The sequence below is a fragment of the Mycobacteriales bacterium genome, from assembly GCA_035533475.1.
In the GTDB taxonomy this organism is placed as follows: domain Bacteria; phylum Actinomycetota; class Actinomycetes; order DATLTS01; family DATLTS01; genus DATLTS01.
Genome location: DATLTS010000011.1, coordinates 24,368 through 35,908 on the forward strand (window position 1 = coordinate 24,368; position 11,541 = coordinate 35,908).

The 11,541-nt window shown below is 66.6% G+C and carries 9 protein-coding genes and 2 rRNA genes; 2 read left to right on the top strand and 9 right to left on the bottom strand.

Features of this window, described 5'->3' with window-relative positions:
* Positions 1-20: 20 nt before the first annotated feature.
* Complete coding sequence (locus VNG13_01265) at positions 21-1,031, bottom strand: HAD-IIA family hydrolase (protein HVA59149.1); 1,011 nt, start codon at positions 1,029-1,031, stop codon at positions 21-23.
* Positions 1,028-1,414, bottom strand: coding sequence for a tetratricopeptide repeat protein (locus tag VNG13_01270; protein HVA59150.1), 387 nt, complete (start codon positions 1,412-1,414; stop codon positions 1,028-1,030). Before VNG13_01270 ends, VNG13_01265 begins: the two co-directional genes overlap by 4 nt.
* A gap of 90 nt (positions 1,415-1,504) precedes the next feature.
* On the opposite strand from VNG13_01270, the gene VNG13_01275 reads away from it, so the two are divergent.
* Positions 1,505-2,800 (top strand): DUF1015 domain-containing protein, encoded by a 1,296-nt coding sequence (locus tag VNG13_01275; protein ID HVA59151.1) that lies wholly within the window; start codon positions 1,505-1,507, stop codon positions 2,798-2,800.
* A 364-nt stretch (positions 2,801-3,164) separates the two neighbouring features.
* Here the strand turns inward: VNG13_01275 and VNG13_01280 are convergent, their stop codons facing one another.
* The 3 genes from VNG13_01280 to VNG13_01290 all read right to left on the bottom strand — a co-directional run bounded on the left by VNG13_01280 (position 3,165) and on the right by VNG13_01290 (position 5,070).
* Positions 3,165-3,920 carry a methyltransferase domain-containing protein gene (locus tag VNG13_01280; protein HVA59152.1) on the bottom strand — a complete coding sequence of 252 codons (756 nt, stop codon included), beginning with the start codon at positions 3,918-3,920 and terminating at the stop codon, positions 3,165-3,167.
* 624 nt (positions 3,921-4,544) lie between these two features.
* Positions 4,545-4,667: a hypothetical protein gene (locus VNG13_01285; GenBank protein HVA59153.1), complete on the bottom strand. Its 123-nt coding sequence runs from the start codon at positions 4,665-4,667 to the stop codon at positions 4,545-4,547.
* 82 nt (positions 4,668-4,749) lie between these two features.
* Positions 4,750-5,070 carry a hypothetical protein gene (locus VNG13_01290; GenBank protein ID HVA59154.1) on the bottom strand — a complete coding sequence of 107 codons (321 nt, stop codon included), beginning with the start codon at positions 5,068-5,070 and terminating at the stop codon, positions 4,750-4,752.
* A gap of 199 nt (positions 5,071-5,269) precedes the next feature.
* Here VNG13_01290 and VNG13_01295 point away from each other — a divergent pair, with 199 nt between their 5' ends.
* Complete coding sequence (locus tag VNG13_01295) at positions 5,270-6,238, top strand: MBL fold metallo-hydrolase (protein HVA59155.1); 969 nt, start codon at positions 5,270-5,272, stop codon at positions 6,236-6,238.
* 15 nt (positions 6,239-6,253) lie between these two features.
* Here VNG13_01295 and VNG13_01300 read toward each other — a convergent pair whose 3' ends face one another.
* The 4 genes from VNG13_01300 to VNG13_01315 form a co-directional block, all read right to left on the bottom strand.
* Positions 6,254-6,772: a nitroreductase/quinone reductase family protein gene (locus VNG13_01300; GenBank protein ID HVA59156.1), complete on the bottom strand. Its 519-nt coding sequence runs from the start codon at positions 6,770-6,772 to the stop codon at positions 6,254-6,256.
* 44 nt (positions 6,773-6,816) lie between these two features.
* A complete protein-coding gene (locus tag VNG13_01305) occupies positions 6,817-7,605 on the bottom strand; it encodes a tetratricopeptide repeat protein (GenBank protein HVA59157.1) in 789 nt (262 codons plus the stop codon).
* A 68-nt stretch (positions 7,606-7,673) separates the two neighbouring features.
* Positions 7,674-7,790 (bottom strand): 5S ribosomal RNA (rrf, locus tag VNG13_01310).
* 70 nt (positions 7,791-7,860) lie between these two features.
* Positions 7,861-11,541 (bottom strand): 23S ribosomal RNA (locus VNG13_01315); the annotation flags it as partial.

Consider the following 11,541-nt stretch of genomic DNA (forward strand, 5'->3'; position numbering starts at 1 on the left):
GCGATGCGTCGCCGGCAACGCTACCGGCTGAGCCGCGACAAGGCCCCGAGATCCGGGAGCGGACGCCCCGCATCGGCCCGGGCCCAGGCCAGCGCGCAGGCCGCCCGGGCGAGGTCCAGGCCGCTGCCGTCGAGATGCCAGACCGCATCCACGACTGCCGCCCTGGCCCCCCCACAGCTGGCCGCCCCCGCTTCCGAATCGACGCGGACCGACGGAGCGGGCTCGAGCAGGGCTGAGATGTCGGCCCCAAGGTAGGTCGGTCGGGTGTCGGCGGTCGCGGCCGCGAGCCCAGCCAGATCGGTCACCCCGCTGAGGACCAGTAGGGAATCCGTGCCGGTCGCGACGGCGCCTTGGATGTCGGTGTCGAGTCGATCCCCGACGACCAGCGGGTTCCGCGCACCGCTGCGCCGCACGGCTTCCCGGTGCAGCGGGGGAAACGGCTTGCCGGCTACGGTCGGTTCCCGCCCGGTGGCCACCCGAACCGCGGCGACCAGCGCCCCGTTGCCGGGCAGCAGACCGCGCGGTGACGGCATCGTCGAATCCACGTTGCTCGCGATCCACACCGCCCCGGCCCGGACCGCGAGGGCGGCCTCAGCCAGCCTGGGGTATCCCATGTCCGCGGTGTAGCCCTGGACGACGGCGTGGGGGGGAGAGGCTTCGTTGAAGAACTCGACGGGGTGCATGCCGGCGGCGCTGACTTCGGCCCACAACCCGGGGCCACCGACGACCAGGACATCGGATCCCGAAGGCACGAGCTCGACCAGCATCCGGCCGACCGCCTGCGCGGAGGTGACCACGTCGCCGGCGGCGGCCGGCACCCCGATCTCGGTCAGATGGCGGGCGATCGCGTCCGGGGTTCGGGAGGCGTTGTTCGTGACGAACATGACCCGCAGGCCGCCCGACCGTGCCGACTCGATGGACGCCGGCGCGGACGGGACCGGGTCGGGCCCCACGTAGACGACGCCGTCGAGGTCGAGGAACGCGGCGTCGTAGCCCGCCGCAAGCGGACCGTCGCAACGGCGAAAACTCACGGGGCGCCAGCGAGCGCGGCGCGGGCCCGGCGAAGCGCGGACGCGTAGTGCCTGAGTTCGGGTCGCATCGCGACGGCGAGCGCGAGGTGTTCGACCGCACCCCGATAGTCGCCCTCCTTCAAAGCGCACAGGCCGCAACCGAACCGCGCATAGTCGTCCACCGGATCGCCGTCGAGGATGGCCGCGAACGAGACCCGGGCCGCGCCGTAGCGGCCGGCGTCGAACTGCGCCCGGGCCAATGCCTCTCGAGCGCTCCGGGAGGCCGGCTCGGCGGCGACGGTGTGTTCGAGCAGCGCGGCGGCCGCCGCCGCATCGCCGTGGTCGAGCAGGTCGAGGGCCCGCACGTACCAGTCGTAGACCTCGCCGTCCGGGCGCACGCTCACGGCGAATCCCTTCCGGCCGATACCCGCTCCACCGCGTGCAACGCCCTCGGGTCGACGGTTGTGCCCCGATCGGTCTCGTACCATCCGCTCATGCCCGATGCCACCACGACCCCGCCCGTCCCCGACGGGCTGATGCTCCGCCCGTTCCGCGCGCTTCGATTCGACGCTACCGCCGCGACCGGCCCGGCCCAGCTCGGCGCGCGGCTCTCGCCGCCCTATGACGTCATCGACGACGCCGAGCTTGCGGCACTCGAATCGCGCGATCCGCACAATGCGGTCCGACTGATCCTGCCGCGTGGCGGCGGCGAGCGGTACGCGGCGGCCGCGGGACTGCTCGCCCGCTGGCGGTCGGAGGGGGTGCTCGTCGCGGACGACGAGGCAGCCCTCTACGTATACGAGTGCGCGACGGCGGACGGGCATGTGCAGCGCGGGCTGGTCGGCTCGGTCGGGCTGGCCCGGGCCGACGCCGGCATCGTCTTGCCGCACGAAAACACCATGGCCGGCCCGGTTGCGGACCGCCTTGCGCTCACGGCGGCCACCGCGGCCAACCTCGAGCCGATCTTCCTGGTCTACGACGGTGGCGGGCCGGCCAGCGCGGCCGTTGCGGAGGCGGGCAGCCGTGAGCCGCTCGCCACGGCGGTGACGGCGGACCGGGTGACCCACCGGCTCTGGGCGATCACCGACGCCGAACGGCTCGACGCGATCGCGACCGACCTGGCGCCCCGACGGGCGGTCATCGCCGACGGTCATCATCGCTACGCGACCTACCTCGCCTACCAGGAGCTGCGACACGCTGCCGGGGACGGCCCCGGGGCTTGGGACTACGGGCTGAGCTTCCTCGTGGACGCCAGCGCGTTCGGTCCGCAGGTGCACGCCATCCATCGCGTGGTCCCGGGCTTGGCCCCCGCCGAGGCAGCGGAGCGGGCCGGCTCGGCCTTCACGGTTCGGGCCCTGGGGGGTTCGCTCGACGAAGCCCTGCTGGCACTGGAACAGGCCGGCAAGTCGGGGCCGGCCTTTCTGATTTCAGCTGGCGCCGCCTCGGGTCCGCGCTGGCTACTCACCGACCCGGCTCCCGCGGCGCTGGACACCGCCATCCCGGCGGAGCGTTCGGCCGCCTGGCGCGGACTCGACGTGACGGTTGCCCACCTACTGCTGATCCGCCGGCTCTGGGGGTGCGAGGACACCGAACAGGTCGTGGGCTACCAGCACGATGTGGAGTCCGCACTGCGCGCTGCCGGCGCGGGGGTTGCCCTGCTGCTGAACCCGACCCCGGTGGAGGACGTCGTCGCGGTGGCCGCCGCCGGCGAACGGATGCCCCGCAAGTCGACCCTGTTCACCCCCAAGCCCGCCACTGGGCTACTCATCCGCGCGCTCGAACTCGGCTAGCCCATGCCTCCCAAGACCGGAAGGCGGTCACCGCCGACCGCGGCCACGGCGAAGCCGCCATCTACGCGCTGACCGACGCCCGGTAGAGGACCGACACGGCTGCGCAGCGACACTGCCGCCACAGGCCCGCCCGTCCCGCCTGGATTTGACGCAATCCCGCGTTCTTCCGACCGATCCGGCACGCGCCGCCGCATCCTCCCGCGCGAGGGCGCACCTGAGGCGGAGCCAGAAGGTCGGAGCGGGGAAGGCGAGGCTCGACGACTCGTGATCACAATGACCGACCAATGGGCGTCACCCACTTTTCGGGAGGAACTGGCTAGCTCGAGGCATCAAGCCGAAGGCCAGCGGTGGACCGGGGCCCGGCCTAGGTCTCCGCGAGGAGGACGGCGCGCCAAAAGCCGGTTCGCTCCTGACGGCGGGCGAGGTTGTACACCGCGTGCAGCGATACGGACCGAAAGCCAGCGTCAATGACCATTTGGCCTAATGCCTGCAGAGAAGGAATCCACCACACCAGGTCGCTCCAGCCCCCTACGTACTCCACCGAGTGCAGCCCCCCGAGGACGGTCAGTCCTGGATGAAACACATCGCTGATCACGGCTGAGCCCGCAGTCACAGACCTCACGGCTGTTAGCGCCTGAATCGGGGAGCGAAGGTGTAGCAGGAGGTCGGAGAGATGCACAAGGTCGAAGGTGCCGACATTGCTGGGCGAGAGGTCGTACACACTCAGCCCTGCGAGGTTCACAGTTGAGCCGAGCGCTCGCTGGGCCAAGCGAAAGCCGTTGCTGATCGGGGCGTCGTAGCCTTCGGCGCTCCGCTGTCGCTGGACAGGATCAGGAAGGTCGAGCTGACTTACACGCTCAACATCGATGGCACTGACATTCGCCCCGCGCCGCTCCATCTCAAAGGCCCAGAAGCCGTCGAACGTAGCGACATCCAAGGTTCGCATGCCACCGAGATCCTTCGGCAAGCCGTAGTGTGGCAGGAGCGGGCGGTGGTCGTATCGCCCCGGGGTAACGACCCCGCCGGGCAGTTCGATGGTGTGGTACCAGTGGTGGGTGGCAACCGCCGCGGATAACTCGCGTTCATTCGTGACGTCGATGTGGTCGATCTCGTGCTCCACACTTCGATGAGCCTGTGCACGGCCAGCCGCCGCAACCCCTGGCCGGACTTGAGCGGCAGGCGCCGTCGAGGGACGGAGGAAATTCAGGGCGGTCGCCGCGCTGCGCAGGTCTGTGGCCAATCGTCGACTGTTGCGAACAATCAACAACCGCCCTTCCGGAGGAGCCTCGTCGAGCGGGCTGGCCCAAGATGGTTGCGCACGCGGCCCTCGGCTTCTGCCGAGCTTCCCCGGCGCGGTGAGGGAAACATTCCATCCCCAGAACGATGCGGAGAGTGACCGACGAGGCCAGCCGACCCAACGAGTCGAAGCGCTGGAACTCGATCTAATTCGGATCAAGCACAACCCCCACCGCAGGGGCACGACTAGGCGCGACTAGGGCAGAGTGCATAAGTTCCGCATCGTAATAGAAAGTCTCTCGCGAGCCCGCTACTCGTGCGCGAAAGCTCATTCGAGATCACCTGGGGGCAACACAACGACGCCAGGCCGCCAATCCCAAGGCCGGATATGCGATCCCAAGGACGAACACGAACGACGTGGTCAGGCCCATCATCAAAGCCCGCGTGGACAGACTGTCGAACACGCCCGTCTACACCGAGGTGCCTGGCACCGTTCCAACCGGCACACTCAGACCGCAGGATCCCCGGTGATGTTGGCTCCTAGAACGAGATCTTTCATCGCAGAGCCGGAGACATGTCCCACCCGTCCCACCAGCACGATCTCGTTGCGGGTGACGAAGCCGCCGCTCATGGCCACCTCCTGGTCGAGGTAAGGATGCCGGCTCGTCCGTACGCTGGGGGCGACCGTCCACAGGCCTTGGATGCGGCGTTGCTCAACTGCCGGTGGTGAGGCCCCCGCCGCCAGCCCCGCCGTCCGGCCCGTGCGCGGAGAAGCAGGCAGAGACGAACGCGGAGCGGGCTGCCGGCGCGGTGATGCCGGGGAAGTTACGCAGCGCAGAGCTGCATTCGTCCACCGTGAGCGGCGCGGGCAGCTCCTGGCCGGTCGTTCGGCCCTCGAGTGTCGCCAGGCCCGTGTCCGGCGCGTTCGCCGAGCCGCCGCCCGTGAACCCGAGCAGGACGCTTCCGAGCACCCCTGCGACGAGCAACGCTGCGATACCCCACCAGAACAGGCGTGGCCTCCCGGCGTGGCCCACGACGGGGCGGCTCGACGCGGCAGGAGACCCGACTTCCGGCCTTGATACGGCGCCGACTCCGAACCGGATGGACGCCGGCGTCGAAGCCGGGCGGGAGCCGGCGACGGACGATGGTGAGAAGAAGTCGTCGTTCATACCGAGACGATCGGCGACCGCCCGGCGGATCCTGAGCCGGCCGACCTGATGTCAGGATGGGGGCGTGTCGGTAACGGACCGGACCGGGTGGCCGGCGAAGGGCACCCCGCCCGTCGAGGACTTGGGCCATGACGTCTTTTCGATCGATACCAGGATGTCCGGCTACGACGGCATCACCGCGGCGTACCTGATCCGGTCGGAGCGACCTTGCCTGGTGGAGACCGGAACCGCCCGCTCCGCGCCGACCGTCCGGGCCGCCCTCACCGGGTTGGGCATCGGGGCGGACGACCTGGCGACGATCGTCGTCACGCACATCCACCTCGACCACGCCGGCGGGGTCGGGGACCTGGCCGCCGCGTACCCACGGGCGCAGATCGTCGTTCACGAACGCGGAGCCCGGCATCTGGTCGACCCGGCGAAGCTCGTCGACAGCGCCCGCCGCGTGTTCGGGGCGGCCATGGACACGGTCTTCGGGGAGTTGGTCCCGACCCCCGCCGCGCGGGTGAGCACCGTAGGGGACTCCGGATCGGTAGACCTCGGCGGCGGCCGGCGACTCGACAGCTACTACTCCCCCGGGCACGCCCAGCACCACATCGGCCTGGTCGACTCGAGCACCGGAGACCTGTTCGTCGGCGACGCCGCAGGGATCTACATCAGCGAGATCGACCTGGTCCGGGCGGCCACCCCGCCGCCGGACTTCGACCTCGAGACCTCGCTGGCCAGCCTCGATCGTTTCGCGGAGTTGCAACCGAGCCGATTGCTGTTCAGCCACTTCGGGCCGGTCTCCGCCGTGGGCGACGTGCTCGCCAGGTCGAAGGAGGAACTGCGGCTATGGGTAGAACAGGTCCGCGAGGTTCGCCCCGGCGCGGCCGACCTCGACCATGCGGTGGCCCTCCTCCGGGCTCGCACCGCGGAACGCTATGCGGCCCTCTACGCCAACGCCTCGCTCGACGAGAGGTTCGAGGTGCTCTCCTCGATCGAGGCGAACATCAGCGGCATCTCCCGGTACCTGGATCGGAACGCGGCGGGCTGAGCCTGCGTGGGCGACCTACGCCGGTCCGCTGACCGGATCCAGCACAAAGACCGGAATCTCCCGCCCGCCGGTGCGCAACTGGTAAGCCGCGTAGCCGGCATACCAGTCGACGACCCGACTCCAGGCAGCCAGGCGCACGTCGCCGGTTGCGACATGCGCCCGGTAGCGGCGTTCAAGACCACCGAACAGAAACCCACAGTCGGGGTTCGCCCGCAGGGTGTGAGCCCACGCGGGGTCGGCGGGGGCGCCGCCGGCAGATGCGACGAGCAGCAACCGGGGGCCGTCCTCGACGAACTGCAACGGGGTGGTCCGCGGCTGCCCGGACCGGGCGCCGGTCGTCGAGAGCAAGCCGACCTTCTGGCGGGGACCGCTGAGGCTCCACCGCCCGCGGGAGAGCGGCAGCAGCCGACGGTCCGCCACCGTCACCACGTGAACGAACAGCCAAGCTCCGGGCTTCGACCCCGCGAGCGACTCGGCCAGCGCCTCGAACCGGGTCAGCCGCCGGCCACGGATCTCGAAGAAGCGTCGTGGCATACGGCGCGACCCTACCGGCGGTCGCGGGTCACCGAGCACAACGGTCAGGCCGGCTCGTCGTCGAGCGCGGCTACTCGCTCCTCCGCGTCGGTCTCGCCATCCTCGTCAGCGCCCGCGGTCGCGGCGAACCACTCCCGGGCCTCGTCGGGTCGACCGGCTGCGAGCAACGCGTCGGCGTAGGCGTACCAGAGCCGCAGTGTCCACGGCTGCACGCTGGCCGGCTCCAGTTCGGGACCGGCCAGAACGCTCACGGCGGCTGCGTATTCGCCGAGGTCACGGCGGGCGCCGCTCTCGACGATCCGCAGCTCGATTCGCGCCGCGCGGTCGAGCTGCTCCGCGTCGGGCTCTCGCGCCAAGGCGATCGCCCGCTCGGGGTGGCCGAGCCCGCGTTCGCAGTCGGCGAGCAGCGGTAGGTGGTCCGGCCGGCCCGTCATCCGCCGGGCGGCCCGCAGCTCCGCGCGCGCCGCGGCATAGTCACCGACCAGATACGCGGTGATGCCGGCGGCCTCGCGGACCGCCGCGATCCGGCTGCCAACCGCCCGGGCATAGCTGGCGTGGGCCCGGGCCCGCTCGGGCTCGTCAGTTAGGAAGCGCGCGGCCGCCACCAAATGGGCAGCCACCCGCTCGGCGATCGGCGCCGGCAGCGAACGGAGTTCCGCGCGCACCTCCGGAGCGAGCTCGGTAACGTCGATGTTGGTCGGCAAGGCCGGCTCGAGCGGCCGGGCTACAGCCGGGCGGTCCCGCCCGCCGCGGCGCTGCGCGGCCAGGGCGTCAGCCCCCGCCGGCCGGGGACGGTGCGGGCCGCGGGGCCCACCCGCGCCGGGTCGTTCCACCGCCGGACTCCTCTCCGACATATGCGATGAGGGCCACCCCACGGTCGGGGCGGCCCTCATCGAAAATTGTCCGGCGGCGTCCTACTCTCCCACGCAGTCACCCGCGCAGTACCATCGGCGCTGAAGGGCTTAGCTTCCGGGTTCGGAATGGGACCGGGCGTTTCCCCTTCGCCATGGCCGCCGAAACGCTATGGAGATGAAGGTCGGGTTCCCGACCGTATCTCGGGAACCGCACAGTGGACGCGTAGCATGTTTGTGGTCAAGCCCTCGGCCTATTAGTACCGGTCAGCTGCATGCGTTACCGCACTTCCACTTCCGGCCTATCAACCCGATGATCTAGTCGGGGGCCTTACCAGGTTAACCCTGTGGGAGACCTCATCTTGAAGCGAGCTTCCCGCTTAGATGCTTTCAGCGGTTATCTCTTCCGAACGTAGCCAACCAGCGGTGCACTTGGCAGTACAACTGGCACACCAGAGGTTCGTCCGTCCCGGTCCTCTCGTACTAGGGACAGCTCTTCTCAAGTCTCCTGCGCGCGCGGCGGATAGGGACCGACACGATTGTTACCGCGAACCGAATCGTCGTCGTTCGGATCGGGGCCAGATCATTTCTGCCTGGCTCTGCATGTCGCCATGCAGGTCGGACCATATCTTCACCCGCTGATTCCGGGTGTTCGGCGTATGGTCTCTGAGGATTCTGGCTGCCTATGGATTCTTCGAAGAGTAGGCAGCCAGCCTTTCCTGCTGATTGACCGCACCTGTCGCATTTTCACTGCTCGGGTTCGGATCCTGCAATCAGGAACCGACCGAACGAGTAGCGCAGGATACTCGGTGTTTCCAGCATATAGCCGAATTTACAGACAGCGCAATCCACTGTCTCACGCATATAACTCCCTCATTGCTGAGGGTATAGACTATACCTCCACCCTGTTTCCAGGGGCCGGCGTATTATGGGAAATACATCCGGATGTTATCCCGGAATCCCATCTCGCTGCTTTCGCATTCACAGCGAAGTCGTTACAGGGGCACACACACCCATGCTACGCAGATGCTGCTGCACATCTACGGCGGAAACCCGCTTCGTTTTCGAATAGTTTAGGGCTGCAAAGCGATCGACTTCATGCGCCGATCCCAGGAACTCCACAGCACCGGGTCGCGGTCTGATGCGCTGAATGAGCTCCAGCGCCCGTCGTACGTGCTCGGCCTTGAACACCGCGTACGGCGCAACTGCTTCCGAGGTCTGCAACAACAGCGACCGGCTTGTGATCACGAGATCACTTATCCCGGTGCCACGATCGCGGACCTACCCGCCTCCGATCAACTGGCGCAGGTGCTCCAGTCCTCGGCGTGCGGACGTGCTTTGAGTCAGCGAGAGCAGTGGCTCGAATGTAGAACCCGAACCGATACTTGCGCTGACGGACGAGTTGGAAGTGGATGCTCCCAGCCCCGTCCAGATCCTGCGAGGTTACGACGCGTCGACTGCCCTCATGTGTGGCCTTCCCTCGGTATTGCCCAAAACTATTGTTCGGTCATGACAGTCTTGGGTTTCACCGATATGAGCCGGTGGGCACCTGTGGATTACTCCACAGGGACGCAGTGTTCCTACGTTCTAAACCCAGCTCGCGTACCGCTTTAATGGGCGAACAGCCCAACCCTTGGGACCTACTCCAGCCCCAGGATGCGACGAGCCGACATCGAGGTGCCAAACCCTTCCGTCGATGTGGACTCTTGGGAAGGATAAGCCTGTTATCCCCGGAGTACCTTTTATCCGTTGAGCGACGGCACTTCCACTTGTTACCGCCGGATCACTATGGCCTGCTTTCGCACCTGCTCGAGCTGTCGCTCTCGCAGTCAAGCTCCCTTATGCCATTACGCTCTACGCACGATTTCCAACCGTGCTGAGGGAACCTTTGCGCGCCTCCGTTACATTTTAGGAGGCGACCGCCCCAGTCAAACTACCCACCAGATGCTGTTCCCGCCCCGGATCACGGCAGCGGGTTAGAAGCCCAGACTACGAAGGGTGGTATCCCAAGGTCGACTCCACCGGCACTGGCGTGCCGGCTTCAAAGCCTCCCACCTATCCTGGACAACGTACCCCGAACTCCAACATCTAGCTGTAGTAAAGGTTCACGGGGTCTTTCCGTCCAACCACGGGTACTCGGCATCTTCACCGAGACTACAGTTTCACCGGATCCCTCGAAGAGACAGCGCCCAACTCGTTACGCCATTCGTGCAGGTCGGAACTTCGCGTTCATCCTCCATTTCGGGAGGCGCAGACTATCCCTTCACCTTGACGAAATGCTCGCGAGTATTGCTTCAGCGGCATAGCGCCTGCGCCCGCTCGGATTCATCCCGTGAGCGAGCTCGACGATCTCGACGAGACCGTCTCGACGCAGGTGCACCCCGTCTGCCATCAAGCGGCAGACCGAGGCGAACCGATCGAAGTCGTACCGCTTGCTCGACAGAAGCGGGTACCGCTCGAAGTGCGGGACGATGCGACCGAGGATCTCCTCGAGTCGCCGGGTCTCCCACTTGAGGGTCTTGTCGCTTCGGTCGGGCCGGATGCTTCCGCATCCGAAGTACGTCCTTGATCGCATGAAGCACCTCGGCAGGATCTCCGTTCTGACTGACCGAGAAGCCGGGCCTCACCTCCCAGCCCACGAGCAACGTGGCCCGTGGAGCAATGGAAACGGTGAAGCAGCCTTCTCCGTCGACGTACCCGGAGATGTATGCCGAGAGGAACTCGCGACTGTTGTGCCAAGGGCCGGCGTCTGATCGCACTCATAGATTTTCCGGCAACCGCCGGAACGAGATGCGATCTCATCGTCACAGATGTGTGACGAATCAGTCGTTACGGGGTCAACCCTACTGGTAATGAGCAGTAGAGCGACTTCCCACGGGATTACCCTTTCGCTACTACGACGTCCTTGAAAGCGTCGCATACGAGGAGGGCTTCCCCGTTATTAGCCGGTTTGTCCGCCAGGATCACTCCTGACTCGGGCAATTCAATTACCCGACAAGGAATTTCGCTACCTTAGGACGGTTATAGTTACCGCCGCCGTTTACCGGGGCTTGGATTCGAAGCTTCGCCCGAAAGCTAACCTCTCCTCGTGACCTTCCGGCACCGGGCAGGCGTCAGCCCCTATACGTCGTCTTACGACTTCGCAGAGACCTGTGTTTTTGGTAAACAGTCGGTTGGGCCGTTTCACTGCGGCCATCTCGGGCTTTAATCCGCGAGGGATTATCACCCTACCATGGCGCCCCTTCTCCCGAAGTTACGGGGCCATTTTGCCGAGTTCCTTTTCGAGGGTTCTTCCGATCGCCTTGGTATTCTCTACCTGCCTACCTGTGTCGGTTTTGGTACGGGCACGTCCCACCTCCCTAGACGCTTTTCTAGGAGGCATGGTGGCGGCCACTTCGAGCTGAACGCTCTCGGCATCCCGTCTCAGGCTGTGTGAGCGACGGATTTCCCTATCGCTCGCCCTACGCGGTTACCCCAGGTCGACCATCGCCTGGGTTGGCTTGACCTACCCCGTCCCGCCATCGGTGATAGCGGTGGGTACGTGGTACTGGAATATCAACCAGTTGTCCATCGCCTACGCCTTGCGGCCTCGGCTTAGGTCCCGACTAACCCTGAGCAGATTAGCTTTACTCAGGAACCCTTAGGCATTCGGCGGACATGTTTCTCACATGTCTTTCGTTACTCGTGCCAGCATTCTCACTTCCCAAGCCTCCACGGCTGGCTTACGCCGCCGCTTCGATGGCTTGGGAACGCTCCCCTACCACTCCATCCGAAGATGAAGTCCGTGGCTTCGGCTCCATGCTTGAGCCCCGTTACATTGTCCGCGCCCGACCACTTGACCAGTGAGCTGTTACGCACTCTTTGAATGGTGGCTGCTTCTAAGCCAACATCCTGGTTGTCTCTGCAATCGGACATCGT

What these genes read in the sequence shown, in the direction of transcription:
- VNG13_01275 (HVA59151.1), top strand. Translation starts at nt 1,505, where the DNA reads ATGCCCGATGCCACCACGACCCCGCCCGTCCCCGACGGGCTGATGCTC.
- VNG13_01285 (HVA59153.1), bottom strand. Translation starts at nt 4,667, where the DNA reads ATGAGCGGCGGCTTCGTCACCCGCAACGAGATCGTGCTGGTGGGACGG.
- VNG13_01300 (HVA59156.1), bottom strand. Translation starts at nt 6,772, where the DNA reads ATGCCACGACGCTTCTTCGAGATCCGTGGCCGGCGGCTGACCCGGTTC.